The organism is Escherichia sp. WS1118 (assembly GCF_046487695.1).
GTDB lineage: Bacteria > Pseudomonadota > Gammaproteobacteria > Enterobacterales > Enterobacteriaceae > Escherichia > Escherichia coli.
Map to the genome: position 1 here is coordinate 141,828 of NZ_JBJQIZ010000002.1, position 14,308 is coordinate 156,135.

Consider the following 14,308-nt stretch of genomic DNA (forward strand, 5'->3'; position numbering starts at 1 on the left):
TAAGGTGCTTGTACCGCATCCGGCATCAACGTCTGCACATTGTCGGATGCGACGCCGGGGCGTCTTATCCGACCTACGATTTACTGCACCGCTTTACTCACCGAACTCATTGCGCTTAACGCGTTGTTCAGGCGGTCCAAATCATCCAGTTGCGCCTGAATGGCGGTGGTTTTTGCCAGCTTGTCCTGTTCGTTCAGCCCTTTGTTGTCCTTCACGCTTTGCATCTCTTTAAACAGTGCGAGCTGGCGAATCGGCACCAGTTGCAAGTCGCTGGAGGCGCGGAACGGCGCCCAGCCCAGGCGCTCCAGCACCGCTTTCTCTTCAGGCGTTTTGCCGTAATTCATAAAGAAGTCGTAGATCTTGTCTTTAGTGGTTTCGGAAAGATTTTTGCGCCAGACGATCGGATCGCCAGGGATCAGCGGTGATTTCCAGATCACCTTCAGTTCTTTCAGCTTCTCCGGCGCGGAGGTTTTCAGCTTGTCGAGGTTTTCGGTGTTGTTGGTGGCGACATCCACTTGCTTGTTAGCGACGGCGAGGGCGTTGGTTTCATGCCCGGCGTTGACGGTGCGCTTAAAGTCGCTGGCGGAGATATTGTTTTTAGCGAAGACGTAGTAACCGGGGACGAGGAAGCCGGAGGTAGAGTTAGGATCGCCATTGCCGAAGGTGAGATCTTTCCGCTTCGCCAGCAGATCGTTCAGGTTGTTGATCGGGCTATCTTTGTTGACGATCAACACGCTCCAGTAACCCGGCGATCCATCCGCCGCGACCGTCTGGGCGAAGACCTGACCGTTGGCGCGATCCACCGCTTCCATCGCCGACAGGTTGCCGTACCAGGCGATATCCACTTTATTGAAGCGCATCCCCTGGATAATGCCCGCGTAGTCCGGGGCAAAGAAGGCGTTGACCTTTACGCCCAGCTTCTTCTCCATATCCTGTAAGAACGGCGTCCATTGCGGTTTCAGGTTTTGCTGTGATTCCGTTGAAATAATGCCGAAATTCAGCGCCTTTTCCTGCTCTTCGGCGTATGCCGGATTTAACAGGGTGCTGAGGCTGAACATGCTGGTGAAGGCCAGCGAGGCAATTATCTTAGCGTTCATTCGTTTTCCTCAATGATGGGGATGTCAGGCAGCTTTCGCGTTCTCTTCGACGCGGTTAATTCTGCGGTAGAGATGGTCAAAACGTTCGTTATCAAACTGTTGGCTGCAGCCGTCGTAGAAGACGTGCCCCTGGCGCAGGGCGACGATGCGTTCGCAGTAGCGCAGGGCGTAATCCACCTGATGCAGCGTGACGACCACGGTAATGCCGTCGTTCTGGTTGATGTCGCGCAGGGTGTCCATCACGATGCGTGCCGATTCCGGGTCCAGCGAGGCGATGGGTTCGTCAGCGAGAATGACCTTCGCCTGCTGCATCAGCGCGCGGGCAATCGCCACACGCTGTTGCTGGCCGCCGGAGAGTGTGGAAACACGTTGATGGGCAAAGTGCACCATGCCAACGCGGGTCAGCGCCTGTAACGCGCGCTGTTTCTGCTCGCGGGTGAAGTTGCTAAAACAGGTTCGCCAGAATGGCGTGCTGCCGAGCGCGCCAATCAGCACGTTCTCCAGTACGCTCAGGCGATTCACCAGGTTGAATTGTTGAAAGATGTAGCCGGTATGGGCGCGGCTTTTACGGATATCGCGGGCCAGACGGCCTTCGCGCTGGACAGTGCGGCCCAGCAGCTCGATATGGCTACCGACAGATTTATCGCCGGTAATCAAACCGCTTAAGTGACGTAAAAGGGTGGATTTTCCGGAACCCGACGGCCCAAGCAGAGCCACCATTTCACCATGATGAATGTTCAGATCAACCGCGTGCAGCGCCTGATGCTGATTGAAGGTTTTGGCGAGCTTCTCGACACGGATAATCGTTTGCATGATGCAGCCTCCCTAAAAAAGTGGCTCCATCGTGGCGGATTATTGTGACGATTTGGTTAATTCAAAGTGACTAACAGATGAAGAGTTAACGGGAATTCGATGACAGTGCGGGAGGGCGGGCCTCCCGGCGGGTTATTGCGTTGGCTGTTGTTTGATGACATTAATCATCCACGGTACGCCAAATTTATCGGTGACTTTGCCAAAGCCATGCGCCCAGAACGTTTCCTGCCAGGCCATTTCGATTTTTCCGTTGGCGGCAAGGTTATCAAACCAGCGTTTTCCTTCTACCACCTGTTGAGAATCGAGCACCAGCGTAAAGCCGGAGTAGCTGGCTTTTCCTGACGGCATGGCATCGCTCATCATGATGTCGCTTCCGGCAATGCGCACGTTGGCATGCGCGATGGCGGTATCGGGAAATTGCATTCCGGAAGGGCAGTTTTCGGCGCTGTCCTGCGCTGATTTCGGCATTTCGCCGAAGCTGATTTTATAGAGCAGTTCCGCGCCCAACGTACGTTGATAATAGGCAATCGCGTCGGAACAGTTACCGGCAAAAGAGAGGTAGGGACTTAACGGCATGATGGTGACCTCAGTTAAGAGAAGCCCGTTAAGTGTAGTTCGAAATTTATACAGATGAGAGGGAAGCCTGATAAGACGCGGTCAGCGTCGCATCAGGCAGTCGCCACCGTTGCCGGATGCGGCGCGAGCGCCTTATCCGGCTTACCGATCACAATACAATCAGTTCTTTTTCACAAACTCAGATTTCAGTTTCATCGGACCAAAACCGTCGATTTTGCAATCGATGTTATGGTCGCCTTCAACCAGGCGGATGTTTTTCACTTTGGTGCCAATTTTCAGCATCGAAGAGCTACCTTTCACCTTCAGATCTTTAATGATGGTCACGCTGTCGCCGTCAGCCAGCAGATTGCCGTTAGCATCTTTAACGATCAACTCGTCGCTTTCCTGTGCAGGTTCTGCGTCGTTCCATTCGTAGGCACATTCCGGGCAGATGTACATGCCGTTATCTTCGTAGGTGTATTCGGAGTTGCATTTTGGGCAGTGTGGTAATGACATGTGGATTTCCTCAAAAGTCAGCAGGGCAAAAGCGCCAAAAAACGGCAGATTGCCGAAAAAGGCCGCAATTATACACAAAATCCCTGAGTTTGTCGGGGGTACTGCTGATTTTAGACGACGATCGTTTTCATTTGAAAGGAAACGCAAAAAGAAAATAATCTTTTTGCCTCCATTTATTATTTAAGATAAGGTTAATGCTCTACTCGTTCTTTTTTTAATTCACATGATGTTTTTATCTTTCTGACGTTTTAAACGTATTGGGAGATGTTATTTATTCTAATAAAAAAACAACACGCTAAATATAAAATTATTTCTTGCAGTAATTATAAAAGCCGAAAACAGAACTCAAAAACAATCTGGCTAAATAAAAGTAACAAAATTTGCTTTAAGGAAGAATTTTCTATGTACACACAGACCCTGTATGAGTTAAGTCAGGAGGCTGAACGGCTGTTACAGCTTTCTCGCCAACAGTTGCAGTTACTGGAAAAAATGCCTCTCTCTCCCCCCGGAGACGATGCGCCACAACTGGCTTTACCCTGGAGTCAGCCTAATATCGCCGAACGTCACGCGATGCTGAATAATGAGTTGCGTAAAATTTCCCGGCTGGAAATGGTGCTGGCGATTGTCGGTACCATGAAAGCAGGGAAATCAACCACCATTAATGCCATTGTTGGTACGGAGGTTCTGCCTAATCGTAATCGCCCAATGACTGCGCTGCCAACGCTTATTCGCCATACGCCCGGGCAAAAAGAACCGGTACTGCATTTTTCACATGTCGCGCCAATCGACCATTTAATTCAACAATTACAACAGCGCCTGCGTGATTGCGATATTAAGCATCTGACCGATGTGCTGGAAATAGATAAAGATATGCGTGCGCTTATGCAGCGGATCGAAAATGGCATCGCTTTCGAAAAATATTATCTGGGTGCTCAACCTATTTTTCATTGTCTGAAAAGTTTGAATGATTTGGTGCGACTGGCGAAGGCGCTGGACGTCGATTTTCCTTTTCCTGCTTACGCCGCCATTGAGCATATTCCCGTGATTGAAGTGGAGTTTGTCCATCTGGCGGGGCTGGAGAGTTATCCCGGTCAGTTGACGTTACTGGATACCCCTGGGCCAAATGAAGCCGGGCAACCGCATCTGCAAAAAATGCTTAACCAGCAGCTGGCTCGCGCCTCGGCGGTATTGGCGGTGCTGGATTATACGCAACTGAAATCGATCTCCGATGAAGAGGTCCGTGAGGCGATTTTGGCGGTGGGGCAATCGGTGCCGCTGTATGTGCTGGTCAATAAGTTCGATCAACAGGATCGTAACAGTGACGACGCCGACCAGGTGCGGGCACTGATTTCCGGGACGCTGATGAAAGGTTGTATTACGCCACAGCAGATATTTCCGGTGTCGTCGATGTGGGGCTACCTGGCGAATCGGGCGCGCCATGAGTTAGCCAACAACGGTAAGTTACCACCGCCAGAGCAACAACGCTGGGTGGAAGATTTTGCCCATGCCGCGCTCGGCAGGCGCTGGCGTCATGCCGATCTGGCGGACCTCGAACATATTCGCCATGCTGCCGATCAGTTGTGGGAAGATTCGCTGTTCGCCCAGCCAATTCAGGCGTTGCTTCATGCCGCTTACGCTAACGCCTCGTTGTATGCTCTGCGATCTGCCGCGCATAAACTGTTGAATTACGCGCAGCAGGCGCGGGAATACCTGGATTTTCGTGCGCACGGGTTAAACGTCGCTTGTGAACAATTGCGGCAAAATATCCATCAGGTCGAAGAAAGTTTGCAGCTATTGCAACTCAATCAGGCGCAGGTGAGCGGCGAGATTAAACATGAAATCGAGTTGGCCCTGACCTCCGCCAACCACTTTCTGCGTCAACAGCAAGATGCGCTGAATGCGCAGTTAGCCGCGTTGTTTCAGGATGACTCGGAGTCGTTAAGTGAGATGCGTACCCGCTGTGAGACACTGTTACAGACGGCGCAGAACACCATCAGTCGCGACTTTACGCTGCGTTTTGCCGAGCTTGAATCCACTCTTTGCCGGGTGTTAACCGATGTTATTCGCCCCATTGAGCAACAAGTCAAAATGGAATTGAGTGAGTCAGGGTTTCGTCCTGGGTTTCATTTTCCTGTTTTTCACGGCGCAGTTCCCCACTTCAACACTCGCCAGCTGTTCAGTGAAGTCATTTCGCGCCAGGACGCAATGGACGAGCAGAGCACGCGTTTAGGCGTTGTGCGTGAGACTTTTTCGCGCTGGTTGAATCAGCCCGACTGGGGACGGGGAAATGAGAAATTCCCGACAGAGACGGTTGATTACAGTGTGTTGCAACGAGCATTAAGCGCAGAAGTCGATCTTTATTGCCAACAAATGGCTAAAGTTATGGCAGAGCAGGTCGATGAATCTGTTACGGCAGGCATGAATACTTTTTTCGCTGAGTTCGCTTCATGTTTGACGGAATTACAGACGCGTTTACGCGAAAGTCTGGCTCTGCGTCAACAAAATGAATCGGTGGTCAGGCTGATGCAACAGCAATTGCAGCAGACTGTGATGACTCACGGCTGGATTTACACCGACGCTCAGCTGTTACGCGATGATATTCAAACACTTTTCACGGCAGAACGATATTGACCAAGACGTTACTGGACGGCCCCGGTCGCGTGCTGGAGTCGGTTCATCCGCGCTTTTTAGTGGATCTGGCGCAGGGCGATGATGCCCGCCTTCCACAAGCCCATCAGCAGCAGTTTCGTGAACGACTGATGCAGGAACTTCTTGCGCGCGTGCAGCTTCAGACATGGACGAACGGCGGCATGTTAAATGCGCCGCTTAGTCTGCGTCTGACATTGGTGGAGAAACTGGCGTCGATGCTGGATCCCGGTCATCTGGCGCTGACGCAGATCGCGCAGCATCTGGCGCTGCTGCAAAAAATAGATCACCGTCAGCACTCTGCTTTCCCGGAGCTCCCCCAGCAAATTGTCGCCTTGTATGAGTGGTTTTCAGCCCGTTGTCGCTGGAAGGAAAAGGCGTTAACGCAACGAGGCCTACTGGTGCAGGCGGGTGAACAGAGCGAGCAAATTTTTACCCGCTGGCGTGCTGGGGCGTATAACGCCTGGTCGTTGCCTGGGCGCTGTTTTATCGTTCTGGAGGAGTTGCGCTGGGGGGCATTTGGCGATGCCTGCCGTCTGGGAAGCCCGCAAGCGGTGGCGTTGTTGCTGGGTGATTTGCGCGAGAAAGCGACACAACATTTGGCAGAGAGTATCAATGCGGCCCCGACCACGCGTCACTATTACCATCAGTGGTTTGCCTCTTCGACCGTTTCGACGGGCGGGGATCATGCTGATTTTTTAAGTTGGCTGGGAAAGTGGTCCACGGCAGATAAACAACCCGTTTGCTGGTCAGTGACCCAACGCTGGCGAACTGTCGCACTGGGGATGCCACGACTCTGTTCAGCGCAGCGTCTGGCGGGGGCAATGGTCGAGGAAATCTTCTCTGTAAATTTGGTGTAAATAATCAGTTACATCAATGAGTCCTAAACGAAATACATGTGTGAAGTTGATCACAAATTTAAACACTGGTAGGGTAAAAAGGTCATTAACTGCCCAATTCAGGCGTCAACTGGTTTGATTGTACATTCCTTAACCGGAGGGTGTAAGCAAACCCGCTACGCTTGTTACAGAGATTGCATCCTGCAATTCCCGCTCCCCTTTTGCGGCCGTCGCGCTGATTTTTCTGGCGTTTGCGGAAATGGGCCAACTCTGCGAGGAAAGCTATGCTGAAAAGGAAAAAAGTAAAACCGATTACCCTTCGTGATGTCACCATTATTGATGACGGTAAACTGCGTAAAGCCATTACCGCAGCATCACTGGGTAATGCAATGGAATGGTTCGATTTTGGTGTTTATGGTTTTGTTGCTTACGCATTAGGTAAAGTTTTTTTCCCGGGGGCTGACCCCAGCGTGCAGATGGTTGCTGCACTCGCCACTTTCTCCGTTCCCTTTCTGATTCGACCGCTTGGCGGGCTCTTCTTTGGTATGTTGGGCGATAAATATGGTCGCCAGAAGATCCTCGCTATCACTATTGTGATTATGTCGATCAGTACGTTCTGTATTGGCTTAATACCGTCCTACGACACGATTGGTATTTGGGCACCGATTCTGCTGTTGATCTGTAAGATGGCACAAGGTTTCTCGGTCGGCGGTGAATATACCGGGGCGTCAATATTTGTTGCGGAATACTCCCCTGACCGTAAACGTGGCTTTATGGGCAGCTGGCTGGATTTTGGTTCTATTGCCGGGTTTGTGCTGGGAGCTGGCGTAGTGGTGTTAATTTCGACCATTGTCGGCGAAGAGAACTTCCTCGATTGGGGCTGGCGTATTCCGTTCTTTATCGCTCTGCCGTTAGGGATTATCGGGCTTTACCTGCGCCATGCGCTGGAAGAGACTCCGGCGTTCCAGCAGCATGTCGATAAACTGGAACAGGGCGACCGCGAAGGTTTGCAGGATGGCCCGAAAGTCTCGTTTAAAGAGATTGCCACCAAACACTGGCGCAGCCTGTTGACATGTATTGGTCTGGTAATTGCCACCAACGTGACTTACTACATGTTGCTGACCTATATGCCGAGTTATTTGTCGCATAACCTGCATTACTCCGAAGACCACGGGGTGCTGATTATTATCGCCATTATGATCGGTATGCTGTTTGTTCAACCGGTGATGGGCTTGCTGAGTGACCGTTTTGGCCGTCGTCCGTTTGTGCTTCTTGGTAGTGTTGCATTGTTTGTGTTGGCGATCCCGGCGTTTATTCTGATTAACAGTAACGTCATCGGCCTGATTTTTGCCGGCTTATTGATGCTGGCGGTGATCCTTAACTGCTTTACGGGCGTTATGGCTTCTACCTTGCCTGCGATGTTCCCGACGCATATCCGTTACAGCGCGCTGGCGGCGGCATTTAATATTTCGGTGCTGGTTGCCGGTCTGACGCCAACGCTGGCGGCCTGGCTGGTCGAAAGCTCGCAGAATCTGATGATGCCTGCCTATTACCTGATGGTAGTGGCGGTGGTTGGTTTAATCACCGGCGTAACCATGAAAGAGACGGCGAATCGACCGTTGAAAGGTGCGACACCGGCGGCGTCAGATATACAGGAAGCGAAGGAAATTCTCGTCGAGCATTACGATAATATCGAGCAGAAAATCGATGATATTGACCACGAGATTGCCGATTTGCAGGCGAAACGTACCCGCCTGGTGCAGCAACATCCGCGAATTGATGAATAAGCTGAAACGGATGGCCTGATGTGACGCTGTCTTATCAGGCCAATTGAACTCTTAAGGTTCACTTAATCTCTGACGCGCATACTCTCCTCCAGGTTAACGGAGGAGAGTGCAATGAAAAACCGTGTTTATGAAAGTTTAACTACCGTGTTCAGCGTGCTGGTGGTCAGCAGCTTTCTTTATATCTGGTTTGCCACGTACTGATCTTTTTTCAGCCGTATCCAGGCCCGCGTGCCGGAAGTCTCTTGCCGGTTTTGCAGGAAAAACTGCCCGTGATGCAACTGTGTAATGCGGCTGACAATACTTAACCCCAGACCAATCCCGCCATAACGGCTGTCCATTCGTACAAACGCTTTACTCAACTCCCCGCATTTACTCTCATCAATACCCGGCCCTTCATCTTCAACGGCCATGACCGCTCCGCCATCTTCTTGCAGCTTAATCATAATGTTGCTGCCTTGTGGGCTATAACGATGGGCGTTTTCTACCAGGTTTCGCAATAACATCCGCAGCAGGGTTGCATCACCCTGAACGGTGATGTCGGCGGCGCTCTCTGGCAATAGCAGGGTTTGCTGGCGCTGGTCGAGCATGGTACTAAGTTCGTCATACGAGGGGAGAATGACATCTTCCAGCAGTTTTACATGTTGATAATTACCGGAAGAAAATGACTGTCCGGCACGCGCCAGTTGCAGCAGCTGGGAGACGCTCTCCATCATCTGATCAAGTCGTGCCACTAACGGTGCTACATCAATGTGATGCGTTTTCGCCAGCAGTTCCAGATGCAAACGCACCCCCGCCAGTGGCGTTCGCAGTTCGTGCGCGACGTCAGCGGTAAACAACCTTTCGTTATCCAGCGTGCTGGTCAGGCGACTGACCAGATCGTTTAATGCCGAAACCACCGCATCGATTTCGAGGGTGGCGCTATGAATGGCAATGGGCGTTAAGTTGTCGGCGGTGCGCGCTTCCAGCTCTTTTTGCAGCTCCGCCAGCGGTCGGGTGATGCGGCGTACCGCCTGATAGCAGATAAATAGCGTCAGGCTAACCATAAAGACGCCGGGGACAATCAGGCTGGCGACCGCCTCGCGGATCTCACGCATGATGTGGCGATCGTTGTTGCGATTGTCGCGTAGCGCCTGCTCAAACAGCTGAATCTGCTCGGTACTTTCATGCCATAGCCAGAAGACGCTGATCAGCTCAAACACCAACAAAATGGCCCCGATGGTCAATATCAGCCGTTGGCGCAGCGATATTGGTCGGCGCAGAAAACGCATCAGATTCAATTAGTTTTCCTCATTTGCGACCAGCATATAGCCAAATCCGCGCACGGTGCGGATACGGGCTTTGCCCACTTTGTCGCGCAGGTTATGGATATGCACTTCCAGGGTGTTGGTCGAGGGCTCGTTGTCCCAGTTGTAGATATCGTTGTAGAGAATTTCCCGATGCACCGGGCTGCCTGCTTTAAGCATCAGGCGGGACAGCAGAGCATATTCTTTGGGCGTCAGAATCAGTTCTTCTCCGCTCATCCATACCTGGCGGCGACCCATATTCAGCGTCAGGTTGCCAACGTTCAGCTCACTTTCGCCCTGATTATTATGGCGTCGTAGCAGGGCGCGGATACGGGCGTGCAACTCTTCCAGCGCAAAAGGCTTCACCAGATAATCGTCGGCCCCGACATCCAGCCCGGCGATTTTGTCGGTAAGGGTATCGCGGGCGGTGAGAATTAACACCGGCAGAGTGTATTTTTTCTGCCGGATACGGGCAAGAAAATGCAGCCCATCTTCATCGGGTAAGCCTAAATCCAGTACCACCAGGCTGTAATGACCGGCTTCAAGGCTTTGTTCCGCCATCCGCGCGGTGCTCACGCCATCGCACGCGTAGCCTTCGGTTTGCGCCGCCAGAATCAATCCCTGCAATAACAGCGTATCGTCTTCAACAATCAGAATTTTCATTCACTCACTCTCCTGCAAGTTTGCAGAATATCATCCGCAGCCTGGTAATACTTCGTCTCAACGCCAGTCAGGCCCAATAAGGTTGAGAATAAATTGTCTTGTGAATAGTGTTGCGTTTGCGCCTGTTTTTGCAGGCAGTTCTGGTCAACCTGATACCGTTTTTGATAATCCTCCGATAGCCACAGCAGCATCGGCACCTGTTTTTGGCTATCCGGGGCGATGGCATAAGGCAGACCGTGCAGATAGATGCCATTTTCACCTAACGATTCACCGTGGTCAGAAAGATAAACCAGGCTGGTGGTAAATTTATCCTGATGTTCTTTCAGCAGATTAATCGCTTTATCAACAATATAGTCGACGTAAACCAGCGTGTTGTCGTAAGTGTTCACCAGTTGCTCTTTGGTACAGGTCTGGATCTCGTTAGTGTCGCAGGTTGGGGTAAATTTCCTGAACTGCGGCGGATAGCGGTTGTAATAGGTCGGGCCGTGGCTGCCGATGGTGTGTAAGACAATCACGCCATCACCCTGCAGGTTATTGATGTAATCTTCCAGCCCGTGGAACAGCACTTCATCATAGCATTCGCCGTTGATGCACTGACCAGGCAGGTTCAGCGCGGTGACGTTCTGGTGAGGTACGCGATCGCAAACGCCTTTACAGCCGCCATCGTTGTCATTCCACAGCACGTTGATGCCCGCTCGCTGAATGATATCCAGCACGCCTTCCTGGTGCTGTGCCAGCTCTTCTTTGTAGTGCTCACGCGGCATATCCGAGAACATGCACGGCACTGAGACGGCTGTTGCTGTGCCACAAGATGCGGTATTAGGGAAATAGACCACGTTATCTTTTGCCAGGCGAGGATTGGTTTCGCGTGGATAACCATTCAGCGAGAAATTCTCTGCGCGCGACGTTTCTCCGACGATCAAAATGGTCAGGTTTTTACGTTTCCCATTTTGCATTAATGGGTTGCGGTGAGCATCTTCACCAATGCGTATCAGTGGCAGGTTGGCTGACCGCTGGTGAGAGTACCACGACCAGCTAGCAACAATGCTGTTGGACGGGCTTAAGGATTTCACCAGCTCTTTGTTGTTGCGAAACAGCGAGGCATAGTCTTTGTAGAACAGTGCGGCAACCAGCAGAATCAGCAGCACAGAAATCAGGATGTTGGCCCCGCGGAAAAGAACGCTGCGCAGGCGTGAGGTGGTGGGTTTGATTTTGATCCAGCAGGCAATAATCGCGGCCAACACGCCACTTAACCCCAGCGTTAATAACATTCGTGGCGTCATCAACGCATAACTTTCCGCCGGCGTAGTATCAATGATATTGGTGATCATTGAACGGTCGATGACGATGCCATAGGTCATGATGAAATATTGTGCAGCCGCACCGACCAGAATAAACAGGCAGGCGAGTGGACGATTAAGCCATAAGAAAGAGCCTAGTGTCAGGACAATATTAATCACGCTGAATGCGACGACCGGCATCGACAAGAAAACCAGCACGTTATGCAGTGAATCCAGCGGTAACACCTGTAGCACCTGTTTAAAAAAGGCGATATTCAGGCAGACTGAGATATAAAAAGTAGCAAGTAATAACCAGGAGAATAAATTTAAAGAGGGTCTTTTTAGTAGGCGCTTCAACATCACGGTGTTTCCATCGAACAAAGTGCGCATATGCTCGCAAAGCAAAATTAAGCCAACCTTAAGTTCTTAAGGTTGGCTTTTATGTTTGCTTGATTAAGGGGAATTAATCTTTGCTTATTGGTGCATCTAAGGGATACGGGTTTTTATGCAGCCGGTTGTAATTCAGCGCATACATGGCGGTGATTACCATCAGAGTGACAAATGACCACATAACCTCTTTCGCGCCGGACCCTACTACGGCCCAGATGCAGTAGAGGAAGGCAATGGTAGTAACTGCCAGGTATGCCGGGCGTGCTTTACCAAAGTGACCGTGGCCGAGCAGTAGTAACGCCGCACAGGTGTAAAGATATGGCACCAGTGTAAAGATGACCGACACGGAAGAAACCAGACCGAATTCTTTGGTCGCGTTTGGCGAAATGCTACTGAGCTGGAAGATGGTCATCAAAATACCGACGATAATCAGCCCCGCCACTGGCGTGCCCGCTTTATTTACACGGGCAAAAATCGGTGGGAACAGTCCGTCATCGGCAGCGGCTTTCGCCGTTTGACCCGCCAGCAACGTCCAGCCGCCCAGTGAACCTAAGCAACCCGCAGCTGCGCAGAAGGAAACAATGGCCCCGGCGGTGTCACCCAACGCCATCCGTGCGGCATCACCGAATGGCGAAGCAGAAACGCGCAGTGCGGCATTAGGGATCATCCCCATAATCGCGGTGGTAGAAAGTACATAGCAAACGGCAGCAATCAATACCCCGCCAATGGTGGCGATAGGGACGTTGCGTTTCGGGTTTTTCACCACACCTGCGGCAACGGAGGCACTTTCCACACCGATGAACGACCACAGCGTAACGTTAAGGGTACTTTGAATCGCACCGAAGGTGCCCAGGCCGCTGACGTTCCATGCCGCCATATAGGTTTCACCACGGAACCAGAACCAGCCAAATACGGCAATCCCGACGATGGGGATCAGCGCCAGCACGGTAGCAACGGCCTGTACGCGGGTGATCATTTTCGGACCGACAATGTTCAGCAGGACGAAGATCCACAGCACCACGACGCAGGTGATGGTTAATACCAATGGGTCTTTCAGAATCGGGAAGAAGTAACTTAAATATCCTACGCCAATGACCACCATGGCGATATTGCCGATCCAGCAGGCCAGCCAGTAGAGGACGTTGGTTTGATAACCGAGAAACGGGCCAAAGCAGCGGCGGGCGTAAGCGTAAGAACCACCAGGACTTGGGTCGAGGAACGACATTTTGGCGTATACCATCGAGAGCCCCAGCGCACCGATAATCGTCACCAACCATCCATAAATGGCAATCCCGCCAGTGGAGGCCAGGTTTGCAGGTAACAGAAAAACACCTGACCCCATAATATTCCCCGACACCATCAGGGTGACGGGGATTAAGCCCACTTTGTGAGCATCAGCATCCGAAGACATAATTAAACTCCTGCGAAGGCGAGCTTCGTGACAATAAATTACGTCATATCATACGCCTGCATTCGATAGTTGAATTATTATCGGCCGGGTTATCGCTGATGCCGTTATTAATATAGCTCTTCGTTAAGGTTAAAAATCAGGCGACAGTGCGTTCTCTGTGCTGACTAACATAATGCAGCGGCGTCATACCGTAGAAGTCTTTAAAGACAGAAATAAAGTACGACGTACTGTTGTAGCCGCAGGACTGTGATACCTGAGAGATATTTTTACCGTCCATCATTAATTCATTTACGGCATAACGCATGCGGCAGGTGGTGATTATTTGGCTATAACTGGTGTTTTCGCTTTTCAGCTTTTTCTTTAACAGACTTGGGCTAAGACATAAACAACTGGCTACCATACTAAGATTCCAGTCTTTGTGGATATCGCTTTCAATAATTTGATAAACGCTGTCACTTACACAATTACGTAACATATACATCATTAGTGAAAGGAATTTTTTACTGTCGAGAAAACGGGATAGCACAGTGAATAATAATGCACGTGTTCGTTCCTTTTCTGACTCAGTTTCAGCGGGCATCATGCTATGCTGCGCGGCAACGCGAAAGACGTCTGGCGTCAGGCATGGAAGGGTGAGGATGGGCGTAGCGCTACGTTGCCATACTGGTATTTGCGAGAGATCTTTATTCAGAAACCGGAGGTAATCTTTGATGATGTCGTGACTAATATGAGCAACCAAAGTGTTATTAAGAGAGGAGACGTCGATAATATTATTTTCACAATTTAATAACGCCATGTGGTTAGCTTTAAGGCTAATAGATTCTTTCCCATTCACCCTTATCCAGACATCTTTTTCAGTCAATAAAACAATACAAGGTTGGTCGCTGCAAATCCTCATACATGTACTCCTGAGTGCGAATAAAAGACCAGTTCTCGCTAAAGCGAAGCGATACCGGGAAATGGTTATATAATTGTATGATGAATATAAACATGCATAAAAATAACGAGTTTTACTAATATTACAAATT

Annotated in this window: 13 protein-coding genes; 4 read left to right on the forward strand and 9 right to left on the reverse strand. The window is 50.8% G+C overall.

What is annotated here, in order from left to right; genetic code table 11:
* Nucleotides 1-80 precede the first annotated feature (80 nt).
* The 4 genes from phnD to ACJHYO_RS04105 all read right to left on the reverse strand — a co-directional run bounded on the left by phnD (nucleotide 81) and on the right by ACJHYO_RS04105 (nucleotide 2,981).
* Complete coding sequence (gene phnD / locus ACJHYO_RS04090) at nucleotides 81-1,097, reverse strand: phosphonate ABC transporter substrate-binding protein (RefSeq protein ID WP_000991976.1); 1,017 nt, start codon at nucleotides 1,095-1,097, stop codon at nucleotides 81-83.
* 24 nt (nucleotides 1,098-1,121) lie between these two features.
* Nucleotides 1,122-1,910: a phosphonate ABC transporter ATP-binding protein gene (gene phnC, locus ACJHYO_RS04095; RefSeq protein ID WP_410232410.1), complete on the reverse strand. Its 789-nt coding sequence runs from the start codon at nucleotides 1,908-1,910 to the stop codon at nucleotides 1,122-1,124.
* Nucleotides 1,911-2,042: 132 nt separating this feature from the next.
* The gene (gene yjdN, locus ACJHYO_RS04100; RefSeq protein WP_001131341.1) at nucleotides 2,043-2,486 is read right to left on the reverse strand and encodes a VOC family metalloprotein YjdN; all 444 of its coding nucleotides are present in this window, start codon (nucleotides 2,484-2,486) and stop codon (nucleotides 2,043-2,045) included.
* A 159-nt stretch (nucleotides 2,487-2,645) separates the two neighbouring features.
* A complete protein-coding gene (locus ACJHYO_RS04105; protein ID WP_001300891.1) occupies nucleotides 2,646-2,981 on the reverse strand; it encodes a zinc ribbon domain-containing protein YjdM in 336 nt (111 codons plus the stop codon).
* A gap of 402 nt (nucleotides 2,982-3,383) precedes the next feature.
* Between ACJHYO_RS04105 and crfC the strand changes: the two genes are divergently transcribed.
* The 4 genes from crfC to pmrR all read left to right on the forward strand — a co-directional run bounded on the left by crfC (nucleotide 3,384) and on the right by pmrR (nucleotide 8,454).
* Nucleotides 3,384-5,612 (forward strand): clamp-binding protein CrfC, encoded by a 2,229-nt coding sequence (crfC, locus tag ACJHYO_RS04110; protein WP_085455655.1) that lies wholly within the window; start codon nucleotides 3,384-3,386, stop codon nucleotides 5,610-5,612.
* The gene (locus ACJHYO_RS04115) at nucleotides 5,609-6,487 is read left to right on the forward strand and encodes a YjcZ-like family protein (RefSeq protein ID WP_085455656.1); all 879 of its coding nucleotides are present in this window, start codon (nucleotides 5,609-5,611) and stop codon (nucleotides 6,485-6,487) included. Before crfC ends, ACJHYO_RS04115 begins: the two co-directional genes overlap by 4 nt.
* A 263-nt stretch (nucleotides 6,488-6,750) precedes the next feature.
* Entirely contained in the window at nucleotides 6,751-8,253 is a 1,503-nt protein-coding gene (gene proP / locus ACJHYO_RS04120) for a glycine betaine/L-proline transporter ProP (RefSeq protein ID WP_001296659.1), read from the forward strand.
* Nucleotides 8,254-8,364: 111 nt separating this feature from the next.
* Nucleotides 8,365-8,454, forward strand: a complete 90-nt coding sequence (gene pmrR, locus ACJHYO_RS04125; RefSeq protein ID WP_000797657.1) for an LpxT activity modulator PmrR — start codon at nucleotides 8,365-8,367, stop codon at nucleotides 8,452-8,454.
* On the opposite strand, the gene pmrB is transcribed toward pmrR, so the two are convergent.
* The 5 genes from pmrB to adiY all read right to left on the reverse strand — a co-directional run bounded on the left by pmrB (nucleotide 8,430) and on the right by adiY (nucleotide 14,178).
* Nucleotides 8,430-9,530, reverse strand: coding sequence for a two-component system sensor histidine kinase PmrB (gene pmrB, locus ACJHYO_RS04130; RefSeq protein WP_001052123.1), 1,101 nt, complete (start codon nucleotides 9,528-9,530; stop codon nucleotides 8,430-8,432). The genes pmrR and pmrB overlap by 25 nt on opposite strands.
* Nucleotides 9,531-10,199 (reverse strand): two-component system response regulator BasR, encoded by a 669-nt coding sequence (gene basR / locus ACJHYO_RS04135; RefSeq protein WP_000697907.1) that lies wholly within the window; start codon nucleotides 10,197-10,199, stop codon nucleotides 9,531-9,533.
* Entirely contained in the window at nucleotides 10,196-11,839 is a 1,644-nt protein-coding gene (gene eptA, locus ACJHYO_RS04140) for a phosphoethanolamine transferase EptA (RefSeq protein ID WP_001314357.1), read from the reverse strand. Before eptA ends, basR begins: the two co-directional genes overlap by 4 nt.
* Nucleotides 11,840-11,942: 103 nt before the next feature.
* A complete protein-coding gene (adiC, locus tag ACJHYO_RS04145; RefSeq protein ID WP_000093154.1) occupies nucleotides 11,943-13,280 on the reverse strand; it encodes an arginine/agmatine antiporter in 1,338 nt (445 codons plus the stop codon).
* A gap of 136 nt (nucleotides 13,281-13,416) precedes the next feature.
* Nucleotides 13,417-14,178 (reverse strand): DNA-binding transcriptional activator AdiY, encoded by a 762-nt coding sequence (adiY, locus tag ACJHYO_RS04150; RefSeq protein WP_001217066.1) that lies wholly within the window; start codon nucleotides 14,176-14,178, stop codon nucleotides 13,417-13,419.
* Nucleotides 14,179-14,308 lie beyond the last annotated feature (130 nt).

What these genes read in the sequence shown, in the direction of transcription:
- yjdN (WP_001131341.1), bottom strand. Translation starts at nt 2,486, where the DNA reads ATGCCGTTAAGTCCCTACCTCTCTTTTGCCGGTAACTGTTCCGACGCG.
- ACJHYO_RS04105 (WP_001300891.1), bottom strand. Translation starts at nt 2,981, where the DNA reads ATGTCATTACCACACTGCCCAAAATGCAACTCCGAATACACCTACGAA.
- pmrR (WP_000797657.1), top strand. Translation starts at nt 8,365, where the DNA reads ATGAAAAACCGTGTTTATGAAAGTTTAACTACCGTGTTCAGCGTGCTG.
- adiC (WP_000093154.1), bottom strand. Translation starts at nt 13,280, where the DNA reads ATGTCTTCGGATGCTGATGCTCACAAAGTGGGCTTAATCCCCGTCACC.
- phnC (WP_410232410.1), bottom strand. Translation starts at nt 1,910, where the DNA reads ATGCAAACGATTATCCGTGTCGAGAAGCTCGCCAAAACCTTCAATCAG.
- eptA (WP_001314357.1), bottom strand. Translation starts at nt 11,839, where the DNA reads ATGTTGAAGCGCCTACTAAAAAGACCCTCTTTAAATTTATTCTCCTGG.
- basR (WP_000697907.1), bottom strand. Translation starts at nt 10,199, where the DNA reads ATGAAAATTCTGATTGTTGAAGACGATACGCTGTTATTGCAGGGATTG.
- crfC (WP_085455655.1), top strand. Translation starts at nt 3,384, where the DNA reads ATGTACACACAGACCCTGTATGAGTTAAGTCAGGAGGCTGAACGGCTG.
- proP (WP_001296659.1), top strand. Translation starts at nt 6,751, where the DNA reads ATGCTGAAAAGGAAAAAAGTAAAACCGATTACCCTTCGTGATGTCACC.
- adiY (WP_001217066.1), bottom strand. Translation starts at nt 14,178, where the DNA reads ATGAGGATTTGCAGCGACCAACCTTGTATTGTTTTATTGACTGAAAAA.
- phnD (WP_000991976.1), bottom strand. Translation starts at nt 1,097, where the DNA reads ATGAACGCTAAGATAATTGCCTCGCTGGCCTTCACCAGCATGTTCAGC.